This is a genomic window from Bacillus sp. LQ16 (assembly GCF_057784645.1).
In genome coordinates this window covers 18,106-39,478 of record NZ_JBYNWB010000002.1, presented here as the reverse complement: position 1 = coordinate 39,478, position 21,373 = coordinate 18,106, and the positions used below count along the sequence as shown (strand labels likewise).

At 36.8% G+C, this 21,373-nt stretch carries 26 protein-coding genes; 3 read left to right on the top strand and 23 right to left on the bottom strand.

All coding sequences use genetic code 11. The features are described from left to right. Positions 1–39 precede the first annotated feature (39 nt). From AC3EMB_RS27570 to AC3EMB_RS27545, 6 genes are all read right to left on the bottom strand, one after another. Positions 40–1,026, bottom strand: coding sequence for a hypothetical protein (locus AC3EMB_RS27570; RefSeq protein WP_488517828.1), 987 nt, complete (start codon positions 1,024–1,026; stop codon positions 40–42). Positions 1,027–1,282: 256 nt separating this feature from the next. Continuing rightward, positions 1,283–1,873, bottom strand: a complete 591-nt coding sequence (locus AC3EMB_RS27565; protein WP_488517827.1) for a DUF3967 domain-containing protein — start codon at positions 1,871–1,873, stop codon at positions 1,283–1,285. A gap of 83 nt (positions 1,874–1,956) precedes the next feature. Further along, positions 1,957–2,166 (bottom strand): hypothetical protein, encoded by a 210-nt coding sequence (locus tag AC3EMB_RS27560; protein ID WP_488517826.1) that lies wholly within the window; start codon positions 2,164–2,166, stop codon positions 1,957–1,959. Between the two features lie 17 nt (positions 2,167–2,183). After that, complete coding sequence (locus AC3EMB_RS27555) at positions 2,184–2,672, bottom strand: hypothetical protein (protein ID WP_488517825.1); 489 nt, start codon at positions 2,670–2,672, stop codon at positions 2,184–2,186. A gap of 19 nt (positions 2,673–2,691) precedes the next feature. Continuing rightward, complete coding sequence (locus tag AC3EMB_RS27550) at positions 2,692–3,237, bottom strand: replication-relaxation family protein (RefSeq protein ID WP_321200213.1); 546 nt, start codon at positions 3,235–3,237, stop codon at positions 2,692–2,694. After that, positions 3,209–4,504, bottom strand: a complete 1,296-nt coding sequence (locus AC3EMB_RS27545) for an FtsK/SpoIIIE domain-containing protein (protein WP_488517824.1) — start codon at positions 4,502–4,504, stop codon at positions 3,209–3,211. Before AC3EMB_RS27545 ends, AC3EMB_RS27550 begins: the two co-directional genes overlap by 29 nt. Positions 4,505–4,805: 301 nt before the next feature. Between AC3EMB_RS27545 and AC3EMB_RS27540 the strand changes: the two genes are divergently transcribed. From AC3EMB_RS27540 to AC3EMB_RS27530, 3 genes are all read left to right on the top strand, one after another. Beyond that, positions 4,806–5,039: a helix-turn-helix domain-containing protein gene (locus tag AC3EMB_RS27540; RefSeq protein ID WP_340954855.1), complete on the top strand. Its 234-nt coding sequence runs from the start codon at positions 4,806–4,808 to the stop codon at positions 5,037–5,039. A gap of 92 nt (positions 5,040–5,131) precedes the next feature. Continuing rightward, positions 5,132–5,485, top strand: coding sequence for a YolD-like family protein (locus AC3EMB_RS27535; protein ID WP_488517823.1), 354 nt, complete (start codon positions 5,132–5,134; stop codon positions 5,483–5,485). A gap of 87 nt (positions 5,486–5,572) precedes the next feature. After that, entirely contained in the window at positions 5,573–5,806 is a 234-nt protein-coding gene (locus AC3EMB_RS27530) for a hypothetical protein (RefSeq protein WP_488517822.1), read from the top strand. 27 nt (positions 5,807–5,833) lie between these two features. Here the strand turns inward: AC3EMB_RS27530 and AC3EMB_RS27525 are convergent, their stop codons facing one another. The 17 genes from AC3EMB_RS27525 to AC3EMB_RS27445 form a co-directional block, all read right to left on the bottom strand. After that, a complete protein-coding gene (locus tag AC3EMB_RS27525; protein WP_488517821.1) occupies positions 5,834–6,769 on the bottom strand; it encodes an N-acetylmuramoyl-L-alanine amidase in 936 nt (311 codons plus the stop codon). Beyond that, positions 6,769–6,993: a hypothetical protein gene (locus tag AC3EMB_RS27520; RefSeq protein WP_098097078.1), complete on the bottom strand. Its 225-nt coding sequence runs from the start codon at positions 6,991–6,993 to the stop codon at positions 6,769–6,771. Before AC3EMB_RS27520 ends, AC3EMB_RS27525 begins: the two co-directional genes overlap by 1 nt. A gap of 2 nt (positions 6,994–6,995) precedes the next feature. Next, the gene (locus AC3EMB_RS27515) at positions 6,996–7,277 is read right to left on the bottom strand and encodes a hypothetical protein (RefSeq protein ID WP_488517820.1); all 282 of its coding nucleotides are present in this window, start codon (positions 7,275–7,277) and stop codon (positions 6,996–6,998) included. 45 nt (positions 7,278–7,322) lie between these two features. Beyond that, positions 7,323–8,279, bottom strand: coding sequence for a tyrosine-type recombinase/integrase (locus AC3EMB_RS27510; protein ID WP_488517819.1), 957 nt, complete (start codon positions 8,277–8,279; stop codon positions 7,323–7,325). A gap of 37 nt (positions 8,280–8,316) precedes the next feature. Next, positions 8,317–8,808, bottom strand: a complete 492-nt coding sequence (locus tag AC3EMB_RS27505; RefSeq protein WP_488517818.1) for a hypothetical protein — start codon at positions 8,806–8,808, stop codon at positions 8,317–8,319. A 38-nt stretch (positions 8,809–8,846) separates the two neighbouring features. Beyond that, positions 8,847–10,790, bottom strand: coding sequence for a phage tail spike protein (locus AC3EMB_RS27500; RefSeq protein ID WP_488517841.1), 1,944 nt, complete (start codon positions 10,788–10,790; stop codon positions 8,847–8,849). Between the two features lie 46 nt (positions 10,791–10,836). Then, positions 10,837–12,654 (bottom strand): SGNH/GDSL hydrolase family protein, encoded by a 1,818-nt coding sequence (locus AC3EMB_RS27495; RefSeq protein WP_488517817.1) that lies wholly within the window; start codon positions 12,652–12,654, stop codon positions 10,837–10,839. An 11-nt stretch (positions 12,655–12,665) separates the two neighbouring features. Continuing rightward, entirely contained in the window at positions 12,666–13,496 is an 831-nt protein-coding gene (locus AC3EMB_RS27490; protein WP_488517816.1) for a distal tail protein Dit, read from the bottom strand. Continuing rightward, positions 13,493–17,428, bottom strand: coding sequence for a tape measure protein (locus AC3EMB_RS27485; protein WP_488517815.1), 3,936 nt, complete (start codon positions 17,426–17,428; stop codon positions 13,493–13,495). The genes AC3EMB_RS27490 and AC3EMB_RS27485 overlap by 4 nt, the downstream gene beginning before the upstream one ends. A gap of 241 nt (positions 17,429–17,669) precedes the next feature. Further along, positions 17,670–18,032, bottom strand: a complete 363-nt coding sequence (locus tag AC3EMB_RS27480; RefSeq protein ID WP_098021095.1) for a hypothetical protein — start codon at positions 18,030–18,032, stop codon at positions 17,670–17,672. Positions 18,033–18,036: 4 nt separating this feature from the next. Beyond that, a complete protein-coding gene (locus AC3EMB_RS27475) occupies positions 18,037–18,609 on the bottom strand; it encodes a major tail protein (RefSeq protein WP_488517814.1) in 573 nt (190 codons plus the stop codon). After that, positions 18,610–18,942: a hypothetical protein gene (locus AC3EMB_RS27470; protein ID WP_488517813.1), complete on the bottom strand. Its 333-nt coding sequence runs from the start codon at positions 18,940–18,942 to the stop codon at positions 18,610–18,612. After that, the gene (locus AC3EMB_RS27465; protein WP_377895384.1) at positions 18,939–19,307 is read right to left on the bottom strand and encodes an HK97 gp10 family phage protein; all 369 of its coding nucleotides are present in this window, start codon (positions 19,305–19,307) and stop codon (positions 18,939–18,941) included. The genes AC3EMB_RS27470 and AC3EMB_RS27465 overlap by 4 nt, the downstream gene beginning before the upstream one ends. Beyond that, complete coding sequence (locus AC3EMB_RS27460; protein ID WP_488517812.1) at positions 19,300–19,599, bottom strand: phage head closure protein; 300 nt, start codon at positions 19,597–19,599, stop codon at positions 19,300–19,302. Before AC3EMB_RS27460 ends, AC3EMB_RS27465 begins: the two co-directional genes overlap by 8 nt. Then, complete coding sequence (locus AC3EMB_RS27455) at positions 19,596–19,868, bottom strand: head-tail connector protein (RefSeq protein WP_488517811.1); 273 nt, start codon at positions 19,866–19,868, stop codon at positions 19,596–19,598. The genes AC3EMB_RS27460 and AC3EMB_RS27455 overlap by 4 nt, the downstream gene beginning before the upstream one ends. Positions 19,869–19,870: 2 nt before the next feature. After that, on the bottom strand, positions 19,871–20,161 hold the full coding sequence (locus tag AC3EMB_RS27450; protein WP_488517810.1) for a hypothetical protein: 291 nt from the start codon (positions 20,159–20,161) through the stop codon (positions 19,871–19,873). A 36-nt stretch (positions 20,162–20,197) separates the two neighbouring features. Beyond that, a complete protein-coding gene (locus tag AC3EMB_RS27445; RefSeq protein WP_322368284.1) occupies positions 20,198–21,364 on the bottom strand; it encodes a phage major capsid protein in 1,167 nt (388 codons plus the stop codon). Between the last annotated feature and the right edge of the window lie 9 nt (positions 21,365–21,373).

Here is a 21,373-nt window from a genome sequence, read left to right as displayed (position 1 = left end):
TAAGGCATTTATAAATTTAAAATAGAGGCACTTAAGTAATTAAATGATTCCAGCAGTTTTAAGAAATTTCATTTCCTTTTCGTATGTATTACAAGTATATTTAATTTCGAATAAAGGTATATTATGTGACTCGGCATAAACACGTTTTAATTTGTCATTCTCTACTTGAGACTCATATTGTGAAACACCCCCGAACTCATCTACAGGTTTATAATGCTGTTCACCTTGACACTCAATAAGGCATTGAATGCTATTATCAGAACCGAAAACAGCAAAATCATAACGTAACAAGTTCTTTTTCCCTACACCATATAAGTCCGGAAACTCAACTTCAACTCTATGTGCAACATTATGTTCTCTCAGTATTTTTATAGTTCGCCATTGAAATGATGAAATTTCATGACAATTACAATAAGCATCACAATAATATCCCTCTTTCGCTCTAGGTCCGTTTTTCCGTATCTTTATCTCAAAATCTGATGATTTAAATTTATGTTCTTTACCACACAGATAACAACGACATCTATATAACTTATATACTTTAACTTCACCACCATCCTTTGTTCGTTTGTTATGTACACTAACTGCTCCCTCATAATTCTCATCGATACATTCTAATATCTCTAATGATTCATGTGTGGTGTATAAATAATTAATATCATAGCTTTCATCTTTTACTCTAGGATATGAAGCTCTCCTTTTTCTCGCGTGTTCTTGTTTTACCCCACAATTATCCCCGCAATATCTATGTTTTTTTCCTAAAAAATACCTCTCAGGAAGAAAGTCTACTTTTCCACATTTACACCGACATTGGTAGTTCTTGTAAGATTTCCAAGTTTGTATATGTCTATCATAAACATCTACAGAATCAAAATTATTATCAACTTTTTCTCCATTTATAAACTTTTGTTTTTTTTGTTCTAGTCCTGCAATTTTCTTTTTTGCAACTTCTTCTTGAAATATTTCAAAACCACCGATTATAGTAATACATCCGTGTCTATGTCCAATAGGCAATGCGCTATCCATGTATTTCAATCCTCCTCCATTTGTAATAAGTTCACTAATTTCCTGACGTACATATCTTTATAGTTTCATTTGTGATTTACAATATAAACCCCAAATGATAAATTATTCAAGATTTTTTAACGCATACTCCATATACACCTCTAGTCAACATAAACTCTAATTATCAGTATCAAAAAAAAAGTGGATCCCTATTCTCAAAAGGAATCCACTCGTTCTTTTTCTACAATTCTATTTTTATACGTTCCTCTTCTTATGCTCACCAAAACTTCCACCACGGCTTCTTCTTCTCTTTCGTAGCAGCAACCTCATCCCGAAATTCCTGCATCAACCTCTTCGTTTCCTGCATCTCACGAAGTGTCTTCATAAGCGTCTCATCCCGCGCTTCCAATCGTTTTTCCACTCGCTCATTATGCGCTTCTACACTCGCTTTGATTTCCTCGTTGCTCTGCTTCGCCTGCTCACTTAATCGCTTCTCCATCGCTAACATACTCTGATTCATTTCCTGCGCCATAACGCTGTACTGTTCCTGTAATTGCTGTTTAATGTGGAATGGCACTAAATCCGTTTCCTCAGCCTCTTCTTGAATCAGATCCGGATTAACCTTCTCTATTTGCTGCACAATCATCTTCGCTGCCTTCTCTAGCGTCATACCGTCATGCTTGCTGAGTTCAATTAATTTTTCAATCACCATAATGTCATTGTTTGTGTATTGGCGTCTGCCACGATTATCTTTCTTTACAGCGAATCCTTCTCGCTGTAATACTTCCATGTACTTTCTAAGGGTGCTATCAGATATTCCTAGTCGTTTGTATACTTCACTAGCGGAATAAACAATTTCGTCCGTCATAACGTCACAACACCTCCTAGTGACAGTATTCCATGATGGTTTAAAAATTCCTGCAAAGAAAAAAGCCCTATAATATAGGACTACTAAAACAAATCTTTTTCTGAAATATCCTTCCCCCATACTCCATAATCATACGAGAACTCATTCGCCAAAAATTCCTTATAACACTCATCGTGATGGATGCCGAATTCCGAACTATTTATTACCCATTCCCCTTTACGAATTTTGTTTTTGCACCATTCACATTCTGTTTTCTTTTTTAAACCATTTTTCGAAGAATTAGTTGGTAACATAAGATACCCCCCTTTATTTATATCGCTTTAGCAATCTCAACAAGTAATCTCATAAATAACGGAATCATTTGAACTACAATATAACCGATACCTGCCCTTGAAATAAGGGAGAATCCCCGTTCCTGACTACCAACCATAATGAACAGACCGCCGCATAACGCTACAACGGATGCTATCGGATAGGACACTGCTTTAATCAAGAAAATAACTGGTTCAAATGCATTTACAATACGATTGTACAGTTGGCCATCTATATAATTCTTTATTGTCCCGTCATTAGACTGCACATCTTTAAATACTTCATTCACATCTGGACTATTTCCATCAGCAAATACATGGGGAATATCTATAATATTGCTGAATATAATAGCACTACCGATCACAATACTTATTCGCGCCGCCACGGGTGCGTATTTTTTTGCTTTCTTTTTGAACAAGCTCCACTTTTTCTTTGCCCCATAGTTACCATCCATAAAATCCTTGATGCTCATTGTCTCCGCTGCCATATGGACCATCTCCCTGTTTTTAATGGAAATCAGTAACTGTGAATATGTTGCAATCCAATCCTTCGCAAAGTTTCTGTAGTTGTTTTCTGCGATATTCCGTCGTGGTGTACCAAATAAACTTAGGTGTCTTTTCAAATACATTGCATTCCATCAATTTGCGATACTTCTGCATCTTGATACGGTTCGCGCTCATCTTTTGTTCATGATCCACCTCTACAATGTGATAACGGCCATTATCTGTGAATAGTGCATCCGCAATTATAGAAACAATACCTTTCACATTCATCTTCACTTCCTGCTTCCACGTCTTCGGGCATTCATAAGCGATATAGATGTCATTTCGCATAATGTAGTGGCGGAATTGATTCGAGCGTTTGAGTATTTTCTTACTCCCAATCCGTTCGCGCCCTTCTTTGTTAAGGTAATAAACTTTCTCCCCATCCCTAAAGCTAGACACATATTCTTCAATCCCCTTCATAACACGAGAAGCGTTTCTGTCACCGCCAAGATCATGAAGTACCTGGATTTGCTTCCTGCTAAGAAAGCCGAGTTTCTTCAAGCTCAAGAGTATACTTTCCGTTCGCGCTTCCTTCATTGCTAACTTTTGCATTTTCATGCTCCTTTCTCGCTCTGATATTGATGTGTGGCTTTATGATGTTATCAATCTGCTTATTATCGATATAAACCGTCTGTAAGACCTTCTTCTCATTTGTTTGGTATATTGCCCTTCCTTTTATGTTAGGGAGACTCTCTGCGCCGCCCTCGTCTAATACAGCACGGCTCCCTGCTTCTGTCTGCAATCTAAAGCAAACACGAGCACCAATGTTTTGACGCAGTTGTGACGGCATGGCGCTATTCGTCGGATATTGGGTTGCATATATTAAACGGAATCCAGCCGCCCTGCCACGACGACCAATATCAACAATAATGTCCTGGCACTCCTGGTATGGCGCTATATCGGCTGCTTCATCTACAATGACAAAGTACCTAATTGGATCACCAGCTTCTTTTATATCTTCGTATCCTTTTTCTAGTAAGTATTCGTTTCTAGCATTCAGTTTATCTTGCAATTCTCTTAGAGTCTCTAGGGCTTCCTGTGGGTTCTTCGCAATTGATTCGACCTGATTTAAGAATCGGTATCGGTTGAAAGAGAGACCACCCTTCAAATCTATAAGGAATAGCTTTATATTTTCTGATTGGTTGCGTACCAGGGATGTAATGATAAGCTTTAGTACATTTGATTTCCCCATATCCGTCATGCCGGCAGAGATCATATGTGATAACTGGTCGAAGTCGTGTTTTACTAATCCATCCCTTGTATAACCAATAGGTACTTCCCAACCTCTACATTGCTTCATCATCTCTTCTTCAAATTTCACGAAATCAGGAATCCCTTTCTCGTAAACTCGTATTTTAAGTAACCCATCGTAAGACAGCTCAATTTCCTTTCTAACGAGTTTTTTCTTGTTTATGATGTTTTGTATTTGTTTTAAGATATCTTTTCGCAGTCGAAGAGATTTGAAGTCTTGTAGTTTGAAATCATAAACTTTGCTCTTGTGATTTAATCCATCTTCTAAATGTTGTATCTTTTGTTCAAAATCGGAGAAGCTAAGACCGAGCGGAATCCTATACGCATATTCAACTCCCCATTCATTCCTCGTCTTACGGAGTAGCTGTATAGTCCTGGTCTCTTTTCCTTCTTTTACTTTTAATCCGCAGTTCGCACATATCCTTTGAATTTTAGAGGCATCATTTGTTGCTCCTTTTTGATGCATTTTTGATAGAAAGACTACACCACCAACTGCCGCTGAACTTACTAACTCAAATATCACAAACTCACACCACCCCTCATGTATGTTTTAGCAAAAACAGTCCTTGTTAATTAGAAGAGAGAATAATAGCTATGAATCATTGAAAATACTAATCTTTCAATGTCTTAAGTAGTATTCCGTGAGCGAATTCTATTCAGAATAGGTGAAACGAAGTTATAAAAGGCTAGCAATTTGGAACTGAGAATCGCAATTTGTTTAGTATGGTAAAAGGTATTTCATACGGTTTGTTTGATATGCATCTTTTTTTGCGCTCGTATAAAAAAGTTAACTCTTGTACATGCTGTTTATTGAGGTGACAGTAATGTTTGATTGGCTAAAGTTAGGGAAAATAAATAGGAGTAAATTTGGTAAGTGGTTAGATCGTCAGGGGATTTCTCAAGCGGAATTAGGTGAAAAATCAAAATTAAGCAGAGCAACGATTTCAAAATTATGTAATGACCATACATATAGACCGAAATTTTCAACTGTAGTTCAAATCACAAAAGGATTAAAAAAGTTAGGGAAAAACATAAAAGAAGATGAATTTTGGATGTAGCTTCACTTAAACGAGTGAGGCTATTTTTATACTTTTAAAAGAACGTACGTTCGTGTATAATAAACATAAATTACACGAATCGGGGGAGCATCATGGAAAATCAAAGATGGGGAACACCTAAATTACGCGGGAGGGGCATGGTCAAATGGATGCCGTTCGCTTCAATTCCAGAACAATACGAAGAAATTAGAGGAATACTTAGTAATTTAAATAAAGTTCCGAAACCAATTGTTACTGAAGATATGAAGGAGCAACTGCAAATCGGTCTTATGCAATCGCTACAAAACAAAGAAGAAATACATATCTCATACTATCGTGACGGAATGGTGCAAGACATGTACATAAATGTATTACATATCGAACCGATGACAAGAACTGTATACTGTACAGATGCTTTCGGTTTGAATACTGAGTTTAAGTTTGATGAATTGGTGAATATAAACTGATTAAATATAGTCAGTTTTTTCATGTGAATAGATTATGATTGGTTTAGTATACATAAGTTACGGGGATGCACTAAAGGGGGCATAGTTTTGGATAATAAGGAAGGGGACAAATCGGATGATTTAAGTATGTTTTTGGGAGCAGGTTGCTTTATTGTAATACTTTTATTAATTGGGTTTGGGATATTCGGAATTATAGGCGCTCTTATAGAAGGGAGCGACACTGAGGAGTACAACAACAATCCTTACACTGAAGACTTTGATGGGGATGGAATTGGTGGAGATAAGGATGATCATGACTATTATCATAAAAATGTAAAATAAGCCGCCCAATAGGACGGCTTTCGTTGTTTACTTTTCAAATTTTACATATCCACCTGAAACCCATTGGTCACTACCGACATTATACCAACCATCTCTACATCCCCAAGTTTGATATTTTTCTCCTTGATACACATTTTTCACGATTCCATAATTAGTTCCTGGACCAGTGCGAACGCGTAACACATCAGCCGTAATAGTCACGACACCAACGCCATCATTTGAAGGCTTCGAAGGTTCTGGTGCACACCCTCCAGTATAATTAATATATGATGGGTCGTTATAAACCCATTGCTCACCGCCGAGGTTTAACCATCCGTTCGATTCCCCAAACACTTGATACGGTTCCCCTTTTCCTAATTGGCGAATAACTCCGTATCCAGTACCAGGTCCTTTACGAAGGTTAACATTATTCCCTTCAATATATGCAATGCCTGTCCCACTGGATGATGGTGGAGTAGGTGTTGGAGCTACGTTATTACTACCACCGCTATATGCATTTTGGACTCTTTCGATAAAGCTATCCCAACGTCCTTCCGCTAGCATACGATGAGGACAATACTTTCCGCTCCATGATTGGTGTGTGCGAACTTTGCTAATTGGAATATTGTACTGTTTCATTAGTTGAGCTACAACAACAGCTGCATTATCTTCTGCTTTATAATATCGTTCTCCACCATTTAAAGAGTAGCAAATTTCAACCCCAATAGACTTCCGATTACCATTTCCGCCACCATCGCCACAATGCCAAGCGTTACGTTCTAAAGGAATTCCTTGTACGGCTTCTTTATCATCTACCGCAATATGAAACGAGACTTGGTTATCATTGCGAATCATATAAGATACTTCGTTTTCTGCTGTAGCGTCGTTGTACGTATTGTGAACTGTGATAAATTCTGGAATCATTGTGTAAGGACATTTTGTACCATATTTACTTAGGTCAACTAGTTTTTTTCTGATTTCCATTATTCAACATCTCCTTTTTCGTTTTGGTCGGTAGCATCTCCATGACTTGTCCAAATACCTAGCGCAATACCGAATAAATAAACAGCTTGCTGTACCTTTTCTAAATTACCTTCAAATCCAGTTACTCCGAATACTGATAAGATCAGTCCAAAGCATGAAAAAAGCGCAACCCATGTTTTCCAGTTGCGCAAACGTTTTAAAATATTTTCTTTTGTTAGTGGCATTGTTAATTCGCCTCCTTTTCTAGATTATCTAAACGCTTATGTGCTTGTTTAGCACTTTCTTCAACCCTAGTAATACGTTCACCAAATGAAACCATCTGTCGTTCACTGGCCTTTTGATCTATGCGAATATCATCAACACCTTTGCTGATATATTCTAATTTCGCTTTCATTTCTGCCCCTTGCTGACCATCTGATTTAATTTCTTTTGAGCGATTAAGTGAGTAAGAAAAATACCCAATTAATGCTGATGCGATTGCGATAAGTACTCCAATTTCAATTGTCATAACTTCACTCCTTTTTACGTAATAAAAAAAGACACCTTTGTGTCCCTACTTAAAACAACTAACATCCATACCAAATATATCTGCAATATCATTCTCACTACGATCAGATAAATAAGATTCTGTTGTTGATACGTCACTGTGATTAGCAAGTGACTTTAATTTTTCAAGTGGTATACCTTGCTCACGTAGATTATCAAGCCTTGAATGACGGAAAGCATGGGGATTAATCGAAATTGTTTTACCTTCCTTATTACTCAACATACCGGATAAAATTTCACACCAGTAATTAAAAGCGCTTTTATTGACTACTCTTTTCTGGCCATTGCTATACTTCTTTACAAATAGCTGACTAATATTATCTTCTCCTCTATCCCCAAGGTACTTCGAAATTAATAATCTAGTACGTTCGTTATAATACAACCTAAATTTCTTACTTCTTTTTCCAATAACTGTATTTGTATAATATCGTTCATCCAATCCGTCTTTTAATACCTGATGCACTTCGTTCTTTCTTGCTGCACTGTAATATGATATAGCGAGATATACAGCGATAAGTATCTGGTTCTGTTTATCCAGTTCATCTAGTAACCATTCAATCTGTGATTCTTTTAAAAATGTGATTTCTCTAACTGGATTTTTCGGTAAACCTTTTACCCTGGAACCAATATTAAACTCATAATCATAATCGTCGTCATCTGCACAAAACTCTAGTGTGGACCGTAATGCACTCATTAATCCATTTACACGAGCATTAGACATGTCCATTTCTTGAAATACAATACAGAGATTACGAATGTCTTTTCTTGTTAGTTCTGTGATTCTTTTATTATCAAAATGCTGATAAATTAAATACATTATGATTCTTAAGTCCCAACGATATTGCTTTAATGTACTCTTCGCTTTTCCTTGTGATTTCTTTTCAATCAGGAAGTCCCTAACTAGGTTCTTATTATCTGAACTAACGTGTTTATCATAAATTACAGGATCTATAATTCGTTTCAATATAATTAACACCTCCTGATAAAATAAAAAGAATAAATTATTTCTGCTCTGTAGGTTCCGTTTCTTCACCAGTTTCTTTTGATGGTTCTTCAGTTGTTGGCGGTGTAACAGGGTCTGTTGGTTGCTCAGGTTCAGTTACGGGTGGTTGTTCTGGTTCTTTCGGTTCTTCTTTCACTGGGACCACCTGCTTCACGTCGATTCGGGAGAAAATATAATCACCAATTACAACCGTAATGGTATTGCTGTTGTTCAATTGTTCATTTAAGTAGATTGGATCATAATCATTTGTTACAATCTCAATCTCTTTCCCACCGTTTGTATGAACCTTTAATTTTTTAGTGCCTTCTGCAGTAGGCAAATTGATTGGTAAAATACGTTTTACATCAATTCGTTGGATAATAAAATCACCGATAAGTACGGTGATTAGGTCGTTACTATTCAATTGTTCGTTTAGCACCTGTGCATCGTATTTTTCTGTTTGTACTGTGTGTTTTAATCCGCCTTGTGTGTGAATTTCAATTGTTTGCATATGTTATCCATCTCCTTCATTATTTTTTATCATTTATCTTAATACGTACCGCCACTTCTGGACTGAATAAACAACCGTCCTGTAACAGTAGCATTAATTCTAGCTAAACTATCTGGTGTAATTTTAATCTCAACATAACGGCCACGTTGAAGTTTACCATCAGAATCCTTTGCTAAATAAGGAATCAAATTAATATCTTGTCCTCTTATTGAATCAAAAGGTAATGTATTCCCATCCACTTCAATCGTTACTTTTGAAGGGGTTTGATATAATTCGAAAATGCCGAACTCAATTTCGTGTGTATGATCCGGCAAAGTTATGCTGTGCGTATGATTTGGAATGCTGATGTCGTGCGTATGGTTAGGAATGCTAATGCTATGGTTGTGATTCGGTATGCTTATACTGTGACTATGATCTGGCAATGTAATATCATGTGTATGATCTCCGCTAGAACCATGAGTGTATAAGCTTGCCCCAGTCCCTTTTGCGTAAAATGAAGCCGCTGTAAATCTTCCAGGATCAGAAAAAGCTGTATACAATCCTATTGTTGCAGGTTCAGCAGGAACAATTCCGCCACCATGAAACATCTTATGAACATGGTCGCCTCCGCCACTTGATGCCCTCACTGTACCGCCACCAGCACTTGTTGAACCAACAGTCGCACCTCCTGAAGTTGTGGAACTTACATTAGCGCCTCCAGCTTGGGTTGAACCTACAGTAGCTCCACCAGCTGAAGTCGAACCTACAACAGCACCGCCACCTTTAATAGCACGTTCGTATGCCCTAAATCTTAATATCTCAAATGTCAGTAACAATTCATTCACATTTTTTACATCGTTAGGTATTTGAAACCTAATGATAGCTGGATGTTCAGGGTCGCAATTATCTTGGAAATCTCGACTATCAATATTCGTCGTCCCTTGAGAATACACTTCGTTGACTCTCTGTCGTTTCTCAATATCAGCTTGTATTGTTCCTAAATCAGTTACCTTATTTTCTAATACAAGTTTTACATCTAGCGGATTCCCTGTGACATCATCTTTTGAACGATCCATTACACGTAAATCTACTGATATATTGAAATCCTCATCATACAGACGTACTAGCTTACCAGTCTCATACTTTTCTATTTTGTATGGGTCAATCAATTCGTAATCAATTGCATCAATTTCATAAGTAACTTTCGGCATACATGCTTTTAGCAACATCGAATTTGCTGAAGCGTAAAGTGATTGAGCATCTTCAAACCTTCTATCTACCCATATATAATCAAATCCATCGTGTAATTCTCTGACAAATTCAGGAGCATCTATATAAGGAAGACCATTATTAACGCTTTTAATTGTAAGTTGGTTTACACCTTCGCCATAACCCAGTGGATAAATCCTTGTCATAACATCTTTAGCTTCTACCTTTCGCTTAATGCCCTTCATATTCTTCCGGTATCGGAGCTCACCTGTAATTTCTTCAGAATAACGAATTATGTTTAAAGTCCAAGGATAAGACGAATCATCCCAAGTCCACTGGAATTTCTCATCAAATGGCTTCGGTATGCTATATATAGGTCCTAATAACGTATCTTCATTTTCCCAACTATATGAAAAATATTTTGTGAAATCACATCGACCGAGTTTCCAATGCTTTATTCTTTGTTTGCTAAGGAGATACTCGATATTCTCTCTTGTGGTTAAATTAATTCTTTCGTGGTAACCAAAAAGCACGCTGTCCATCAGTGTAGATAAAACGTGCTCACAGTCATAAGTAATTATTTTTTCATGCACTTCTCTTTCTTCATCACTATCCATAATACGGAACATGCCGATGCGTTTACCATTATCGAATATCTCCACGTAATCAAACGTTTCAATTTCTTCTCGCTTCGGATCGTTAAACGGCAATGAAAAACCCGCCGTCCAAAGTTCGTTTAGTGGCGGGTTGTACTTTATATTATATGCATTCTCAAGAAACGCCTTGAGTTGCATTTGTTTATCATATAGTTTCAGCAATTTATCACCTTCTTAAAAATGCCTAGCAAAGTGTTTTGATGAATTCTCTTATTTTTGAAGCGATTACTTTATGACCATTTTCATCTGGATGTACACCGTTTCCATCATCACGCGTATACATAAGACTTCTAAACGTTGCATCCCAAGGCCTTAGATTACTACAACGGTATAAATCTAAATACGGGATACTACGCATCTTACAAATGGAGATTAGTGCATTTGCATATAGCTCCATCTTATTACCTGCAACACTATTTGGATAGTTAACCCAAGGTGTAGGTGTTATAATTCCAATTGGTACAGTAGGAAGAATTGTATAAAAGTTATCAATTGTCTTATTAATACAACCACAAATAGTATCTGTTGTTGTATCGGTTGGATTTCCTAACGTCAATGACATGTCGTTACCACTACCAAATATAGTTAGAACATCAATGTCAGTTGGAACGTTCAAGATCCTTTGATAAAAAGCTGTATTGCTTTCCTCTGTTTTTTTGTATCCCGTACCACCTACCCCTAAATTTGATACGTTTATACCAATTTCCTCTGCTATATAATCATGGTAATTTTTAGTTGTACGTATGTTACGCTCTGTTAAGCTGTCCCCTAGCGCCCCCCATTTAATATCACTATACGGTTTTGAATTATCAGTTTGCGGTACTTTAATCCCATTAATTTCAGCTAAAACAGGGACTAGTAAGCTATCATTAATCGTTTCGCCTTCTATGCAAATCATTGTCATACTATTATCAAATGCGGGGTCTGTCGGCCGTTTATTCGTTATGCGTATATTGTTACACGTCGCTGGAGCTAAAACTGTGATGAAATTTTTTCCGTTGTATATTCCGTTTGGCATTGGATTATTAATATAGGATAGCAAGGTATCGTCACGATAAAATGCAATAGCACCAATTACTCCACCATAATTCCCGTTAGGCATCCAAATTGAATATCTTTTATTTTCACGAACCGAAATTTTCCCGTATCCCCATCCTGTCGCATCGCCTATTAATCCGGTTGCTGTAATATACTTGTTATTTATATAACTGTCAGGATATTTATATATATTCCCATACATAGACTTTATCGTATTCTTAAAATCCTTAAAATCTGCTCTTGCTTTTGCATCGCTTAATTGCGAATCGAAAATTTTCGAAACCTCAGCGTTATTTAACGATTCATCCGAAATAACTTCCCCATTGACACAAATAATATTATTTATGTCATTGAAACCAAGAAGATAAGCATTTATTTCAATATAAGCACAAGTCGCAGGGGTAGTTATCGTGACGTACTTTTTATTGTTATAAGTTCCTGTTATATATAAACTCCCGTCCAATTTCCCGATATTAGCACCTGTGCTAGTAGTAAATAACATCCATCCAGAACTAGTTTTATAAGTGTCATCACCTGGTCTGTAAACACTGTATTTTTCGTTAGGTTTCACTGGTATTTTTGCACGCCCGTACGTCGGAGAACTAACTACCGCTCCTGCATTATCGATATATCCTTTTACAAATTGGTTAGGAGAATAGAGATTTTTCCCTTTAATTGTTACTCCTTCTACTTTTTCAAAGTTTATACTTTCATTTGCAATACCTGTACTTTGGTAAACGCCACCAGCTACCCATGCGGAACTATTCCAGTAATACCATTTCCCATCTTCATTAACAACGTAAACGCCGTTAGTTCCATTAGGAAAGGCGTTCTTTAAGTCTTGTAAAGTTTGATATGCACCCTTTGGTGATCCGTTAAAACCTGCGAATTGAGATGCTAAAAAACTAAAGTTATCATTAATAGGCTGTGCTTTTACTTCTCCTATAATCGGTTTAATTGTCATGCTGCTTCACCTCACAAGAAAAGATGATTCCAATCAAATGTAACTTGAGCAGATGGTGTCGTCTCACTTTCGAACATAAAACCATTTTCGCCCTCAGTTAATTGAATGAAATCACCTTTGAATTTCGTTAATAAATTTATATTTCCATTTTTAACAACAGTCCACGTTTTTGCATCTATAATAAGCTGATCATTATCATTAAATGTTTCAGTTATTTGTATCCAAACTCCTGAATTTAAGTTTGTGATTTTAGGATTTTTACAACGACCTTTTATTATCAATTTAAATGGAGTATCATAATGACTATGATTTTGCACACCAGAATAATGAATGGGATATACCCATTGAAAACCTTGTGTATTCGGGTATACGATTCCTGAATTATAAACTAATCCTTTATCGTATTCTTGTTTTGTTTTTGCATCGTATGCATCAGGCTTTGCATAAGCATGAGGATCATAGGCTACCAATGGTAACTCGAATTTCCCCATTCTAACATAACGTTCAATTGACATTGAACCACTATATCTAACTAGATAATATTTATCGGGTTCATAGTCAAATGTCAGCTTAACTTCTTTTGGTTTACCGTAAGCGTCTGTAAAAATTGAAACTACATTCCTTATCGCTTTCGCTAATTCAAATCTATTTTCCTGTGGTTTAATAATTAGTGGTAAATTAAACTCCATAGGGTCTATGTCCGATCCAAAATAATAAGCACCAGGACGACCAGGAATAGAAACAGTATAGTCGCGAATTGGTGGAGCAGCTGGGTGTTGGAATCCTGGTAAAAGTGCTAAACCTAATTGATTTAACGATTTACCGTCTATTGTTAAACTCATAACTGCCCCACCTTTCTTCCTGACGTTTTAATATATTTTCCTAATTCGACCGCTAATTTTTGCACATCGGCTTCTTCTCTAATTACAAAAGTAGAACCTCTAAACATATCGGCAAAATTATATGAATCTGATTTATTAGTATTTGAAGAGGAATTGCCATCCGCAGTTCTTTGACTAGCATTTCTACTCATCGCTTCTGAACTGTTAGCTAGACTGCCATATACATTGCTCATGACACTTTTTAACCCAGATAACTCTTTCATAGAATTAGCCATTGAATAACTCATATCGCCAATTAATCGGCTCATAGTGCCTGTAATACCAAGTGATTTTTCATTTGAAGATAAAGGCGTAACAGATACACGATTCCCTCTTTTAGTAAATAACTCTGGTCCAGCTTCTCCGGCAATAAATGAACCGTCACCAAGAACATGTCCACCTGTTGCTAACATTGGGATTGTAGGGATATGAGTTTTCCCACCACCAACAAACGGAACCCAGTCAGGCATATCTATACTGTTAATACCCTCGATCAATGAATTAATCATTGAAATAACGGCATTTATTGGTGCTTTTGCTGCAAGTTCTATTCCATTGAAAACTCCATCGAAAATTTTCACAATTCCTTTCCAAGCTTTATCCCAGTCTCCTGAGAATACACCGGAAATGAAGTCGATAATCCCATTTAAAATAGGTTTTAAAACTGTATCCCATACAACTCTGATACCATCGAATGCATCTGATACAACGCTACCAATAGCACTAAATACAAATTTAAAAGCTGGCAAAAGAACATTTTCTATAATCGATGAAATTTTCGAGAAAACAGGCGATAGTATTTCATTCCAAACTCGCTGGATAATCGCAAATGCATCTTGAACAATATCTTTTATGAGTGTAAATCCTTTATCAAATACTGGCTGTAACGTCCCAACAATTATGGATACTATTTGATCTATTGTTGGCTTGAAATATTCATTGTATATGGCCATGATTTTATCGCCGAATAATACCCATATAGCAATTAATCCTGCAATTGCCGCAACTACTAAAGTAATTGGGCTTGTTAGAACAGCCATAACTCCTGCAAATGTTATAGCGCCTGATGTGGCTAAAAATATTACCGGGGCTAGAGCTGCACAAATACCAACAAGTATCCCAATTGCAACCGTTATAGCTGTAAGTGCTGCCGCTAACACTGGATGAGCTGAAATAAATCCGGCAAATGCAGATACAACATCAGCTACTGTAAGTAACACTGGTTCAAGCGCTTCTTTTAAATCGTTCATTGCTTCTTTCCACTTAACCATTGGTGATGCGTCCATTTTGCTTGCGGATTCTTGTAAATCATCTATTCCTTTTTTTAAGTCAGCTTGTTTTTCTTCGGTTTGTAAAATTGTATTAATAATGTTTTGACCTTGATCTTCAAACATTGTACCGAAAATTTGCACGCCAATCGCTTCGCGTAAAGCAGCATCATCGATGTCATTTAGCCATTTAACCATATCCACAAATGCTTGCTTGCCTTCTTCTCCGCCTTTAGCAATTGCTTTCCCCCAACCTTCTAGTTGAGAAAAAATTTCTTTTACAGCTGCACTATCAGGTGGATTTTTCGCAAGTTCGAGTTTTTCTGCATTCATTTCTTTAAATGATTCTAGCTCAGCTCTATGTGATTCGCGAACAGCGTCCATTTCATCACTCAAACGCTCGCTTAGCGCTTGTTTTCGATCATTATGATTTTCTTTTAAAGCGGATAAATTAGCTTGATTTACTTCTCTTAATGAATCAAGTTGTGCTTTATTTGATTCACTGATAACCTTTAAATTCTCTTGCTTACTTTGCTGGAAAGCTTCTTTTTGTTCCTGCTGTCGTTCTTTCAAAGCTTCCTTTTCATTGTTTATTTGTTCTTTGACTTGTTCTTTTCGGCTATCGATTTCCGATTTTAGTGCTTCTTTCTTGGCATCAGACGATTCTTTGATACCGTCTTTTTCCTCTTTTAATCTATCAATTTGACTCTTACGCTCTTCACGTATTTTATCCAAGCGCATTTTCTCTTCGAGATCTTGTAATGCTTTTATTGCCGCCTGACGCTCTTCTTCATTTTTGGCTTTGCTTATCTTTATCTTTAAATCAGCACGCTTTTCAGCGTTTTCACGATCTTTAATATATTTATCTTCCGCTGCTGTTTTGGAATCTAGATAACCAATTTGATCGTCAATCGCTTTAAGACGATTGTATTTTTCCTCATCGATTAATTTCATACGTTCCATGTATTCTTTATCGATGAGCTTTATTTTCTGTTCAGATGACTTCTCAAACGCCTTAACTTCCGCTTCAAGGGACTTTTCAAGCGCTTTTTGTTGGTTATCGTAATTTTTTGATGCCGCATCATATTGAGCACTAAGTTTTTTCTCTAAATTCTTTTGTTGGTTTTCGTAACTTTTAGAAACCGCATTGTATTCAGCATCAAGACTTTTAGCTAATGCATTCTGTCTTTGACTATGGCTTTTAGAAAGTGCTTTCTCTTGATTACTAAACGAGTTCGCAAGTGCGGATTCTTGTTTCGCGAACCCCTTTTGCATCGCTGAAACTTGTTCATCAGACATTTTCTCAGTATCATCAACAACTGCACGAATAGAATCTTTCATACCATTGCTTAATCCACGCGCCATTTCAACAGAACGAATACGCCCTTCTTTTAATCCGTCCAATAAGTTATCGATATTCCAAGATTTTTGAGAAGCTGCACTTTGCATGATACTTTGTACTTCTTGTGCTGTATAGCCAACTCGTCTTAGTTGTTGACCGTATTCAGCAATAATATCAAGTTGTTCGGGTGGAAACCCTATTTTCAAGAGCGCATTAACTAATCCTAGTGCTTCTTTATTCGATATATTTAATTCACTACCGATTTCATTGGTTTCTTGAATTAATTCTGTAAAATCAATCTGCGAATAGGAACTAGCAATGTTTGCTGCTCCTCTTATTATCTCCGTATTCGCTGCGTCAGAAGCATCTTTATTTAATGCCCATTGTCTACGTACACCCTCCAATGCTTCCTCTGCATCACCACCATAGGCTGTAACTGTTCTAACTGCATCCTCCACAGATCTCTTTGATGATTCTGGAACGTCAAAAGTAATATCTATTTTCGTCTTTAGCTCTGACATGTCTAGGGCCTGTCCGATGACTTCCTGAATACCACCACCAGCAACTATTCCACCTAATACGTTTTCTAGCTCAACGCCTAATTCTTTGACGCTTTCGCCTGTCTGATCTGCTTCTTGAGAGAGTTGATTCAATTCATTTCTAATGTTTTGAATGGAATTCCCATCATCAACAGAACGAAGCGCCTGTTGTAACTTCCCAATATCTGCTTCGGCTCCTAGCGCTTCTCTTCCGATAATTTCAATAGCTTGTTCTAACTGCCTACTTGATGCCGTGCCGTTTTTAATTGCATTTACAAGACGATTCCCTAATGCATCCGCAAAATCATCAACACTCTGTCCTGTGGCGCTAAATAAAGTCTCTAATTGTCTTGTTGAACTTGCCGCTTTTTCTTGCTCAGCCTTTAATCCTGCAAGACTGTTTTTGAATCCATTAAGTTGCCCTTCTGTAAATTCAATTTCACGCCTAAACGCCCGATATTGTTCTTCATTAATTGCGCCACTTTCAAATTGTGCTTGAACTTGCTGTTGAGCTGACTTTAAGCTATCTAATTTTTTCGTTGTATTCTCAATTTGTTGAGTGAGTAATTGCTGTTTTTGGGCTAAAGCTTCGACATTGCCTGGGTTGAATTTTAAGAGCCGTTCAATATCTTTTAGCTCTTTAGATAGTTCACCACTTCTTTTATTGACATCTTTCAAGGCATTTTGAAGACCAGTTGTTTCTCCACCAATTTCTATCGTTATTCCCTTAATTCTTCCTGCCATGTTATCACCTCACTTGCTTAGAAATTATTAAAGTCATCTTGTGTAGCTTTTCTTGTATTTTCTTGCTCTTTCTTCGGATTTCGTAATTCAACATATTCATCGATATAATCCAAGCAATCACCTATTGTCATATCTTCTAAATCTTCTTTGGATAATTTGCATGAATAACAAAGAGCAAGGAATGTATCAACGGAAAATCCACCTTTTCCATCGTTACGTCCTTGCCCTTGTTCATCTTCTGTTATTTTTTTTTTGACTGAACCGTGCTTTTAATTAGGTCCTGAATTTCTGTGATAATTTCAGCAATCGGAAATTCTCCAAATGTATCTAACCAAGTTAATGGATCCGGAACATCTTTATTTGCTGTTTTAGCAAATGCCCATACCAAGTTATAAATAACTTCGAAATCTAATTTACTTAAATCAACCTGCGAAAGGTCGATATTATTTTGGTCGCCATCTGTTGAAATGTATGAAGAAAGTACTCCTAAACTAAGGATGTCTGCAAACATATCACGTCTAAATTGAGATTTATAACGAATAGCCGTACCGGCAGTACTTTTCAAAAGCACTGCCTTATCATCAATTACAATTGTTTTTTCCATCTAGTTACGCCCCCACAACTTTCTCGTACACTTTTGTATACCAAGCATCGTAAATTCCTGCTGGTGTACCAACTGTTGTTGATACTTTCACTTTTTGATTTACTGGATGTTGCGCTGCAACAAATTTTAATTCAGTTGTATTTGGCTCTGTTTTATCACTCTTTGTGGAAGAACCCGCACCAGGTCGTGATACAGATACGTTGTAAAGTACGTGTCTAGTCGCTTTCACATCACCATCAAATTCAAACATTAGAGCAATTTTCTTAATCTTTGCATTCGAAACTTCAGTGATAACTTTATCCGTTTCATCTAAAATTTCCCCTAATACTTCAGTACGGAACGCTTCAGTAACTTTAGCGATATTTAATGTACCTTCATACCCCTGGTTACTTGATTCAGTATAGTAGTTGCTGTCATCTGCATAAAAATCAGATTGTTCACCCTTTGGCTCTAATTTCATTTCAACTGCCCCTGGTAATTTACCTGGAGTTCCATACGTGATCTTTCCTGTCTCATCCTCAGTAATTACACTATAATGAACTTTCTTTAGACCAAAAGTAACTTTATTTTCTGCCATTTATATCAACCTCGTTTCATATATTTTTTGATACACTTTTTCGGATTCAATAAATCCTTCAACTTGTGAATCGTAAGGTATTTCACAATCATCTAGGACTTTTTCAAGCTTGGCTTCAGCAACTAAATCCTTTTTAGTTGTGTAAAGCTCTATATTTAAATCGTTTATCTTGTGATACACCATATTGTCAGCCATTAAATTGTCTGAACCGTCCCCAATGAAACAAATATAGGGAAGCTTCGGTACTGGATTATCCTGGAGTGCTGTGAAATGCGAATAAGCCACAGGATAACCTGTAGCATCAAGGATTTTCTTTAATTCAATTAAATTCATTGTTGGATCGCCCTTTCAACTCGCTCTGAAAAATCATTTACTGCTTTTTCTTCAGCGGGAGCGATATGAACTATAGCTGGAACACGTCCACCATTCACTTTTGCGTGTCCCTTCTCTAATAAGTGTGTAAGCTGAGGTTTTAATGCGTTATGAACAATAAATGCATTACCTTCCTTTTTCTTACGCCATCCTTTTGCATATTTACGTCCGCCTTTACTGTCACTTTTAGGACTCGTTTGTTTCAATTCATCTACAAGATTGTTAGCAACTTCTTCTTTTTCAACTTCTAATTTTTCTTCTACTTCTTTTCCATACCTTTGCAGTTCTCTAGCAATATCATTTGCTAGACTATCAATACTAGCCACCAGCTACCACCTCACAATACAATTCGATTTTTTCATCTTCGCGTTCATATGTGCGGTATATGTTATATTCTTTTTCGCGGTACTTCACTTCACGTTCATCTTGATAATCCAGAACATGGACGATTAAAACGCAACTTGCTTTAATGTCATTTTGACCAGCTTGAAAGAATTCTGATTGAGGGACAGATTTCTTTTTACAAAATACTTGTCTATTAAACGTTCTTACTCCCTCTTTTTGTCCCAAATCATCTTCAATGACTGTAACTATTGGGAAGTGTAGAATATCGTTCATTTATAATCACCCGCTAAAGTAAGATGATTCTTAAGCATGTTATACGATAATTGAAATCGTTCTGATTCCTTAGCATCAGCAATAAAATTAGCTTTTGCATACATGATTATCGCTCTTTTGATTAATGGATCTGTATCATCATTTGATTTGAAACCAGAAACGCCCGATAACTTTAAATCAGTTCGGGCCGCTTCAATCAAATCATCAATTTCATCATCTAAAGCATTATGAGAAATACGCAATGCCTTTTTTACCACTTCAAGCATCATATTTATTCACCAACTGGTTCGAGTTCTTCTAACGCTTTAAGTGCTGCTTCTTTTCCTTTAACTTTTTCTCCATTAGGAAGTTCATAATACCCTCCGCCAACATGGACAATTTCAGGAACAACCGGTTTATAATCAACAATTGGTTCGGTTTCTAAGAATCCTTCTTTTTGTAAGAATTCTACTCTTTCTTGGTCATCTGTTTTATATGACTCTCCAACACTATAATGCACATAGGAGAACTTATCACGGAATGCTGTAATTACTTTAAATTCTTGCATTTTCTTTTCAGACATAAAAATACCTCCTTATTTCAAATGAAAAAGCGGCTATTAAACAGTAGCCGCTTTCTTAACACGTAAGAATCCATTTTTAGAGATTACGTTACCACCAGCAAACACTGAACCTCTATGAGCAATCATACCTTGCTTGAATTTGAAGTCAGTTGAACGTTGTACATCCATATCAGAGAAGATTGTAAGTTGATAGTTTGATAATGGACCGTAAGCCATATTGAATTGACCAGCTGTTGTTGCTGCATCAGAAACTGCCTTACAAGCACTATTAATGATGAAAGGTACACCATCAATTGTTCCTGAATTACCATTTGATACAACGTTATATACCTTTTTACCATCAGAAGTACGAAGTTTTGCGAATGCTTTTAGATCCTTTTTATTTAAGATTAATACAGCTGCATCTTCAACATCTTCATCGCCACCGTAGCTATAGATGATATCGTCTAATGTAGAAGCATCAATTTTTGAAATTTCTAAGTCTGTCGCTGCATCGATTGCTGTTGCTGCTGCCGAGAAGATACCCACCAGACGATTAGTAGCACCTGTACCAATTAAAATTTCACGAGTGATTTTCTTACGAGTTGCAACAGTAATACCTTTCATTACTTCCGAATCATAATCAGCTGCCGGTAACTTTTGAAGTTCTTCAGTGTCTTCAGAATACGCAGTGATTTTAGCTTTTGTAATGTCAGCATATCCAAACTGAGTGTCAGCCGTAGTGTAATCGCCACTTTCAGTTGAATAATCCCCTTCACCATAGCTCTTAATGTATGGTTGTTGGTAGCTCTCTCCGCCTTTTAGTGTTTTTGTTAATACGCGATCAATTAGTGTAGAAACTTCATTGAAAGTAGGTCGAATATCTGAAGCGCTATGTTTTGGTAATACTACATTTCCGCTTCCTACAGTAACAGCACGATTTTCCATCAATGCTTGTCCGCGTTTTTCTGATGCTTCTAACTCTACATCTTGTTGTGGCGGCTCATTGTTAAACGTTTCAACCACTGTACGCACTTCTGGCTCATTGTTGTTATTAATAACCTCAGCTTCTTTTAGTAAACGTTGACGAGTTTCGATTCTCGTTTGTTCTTCGCTTAGTTCGCGTAATTCAGTCTCTAATGCTACTAAATCCACTTCTCCAGTACCTTCTAATGCTGTGCGGATTTCCGCTTTACGTTGTAAAATTTCTTGTAAACGATTCATATATCATTC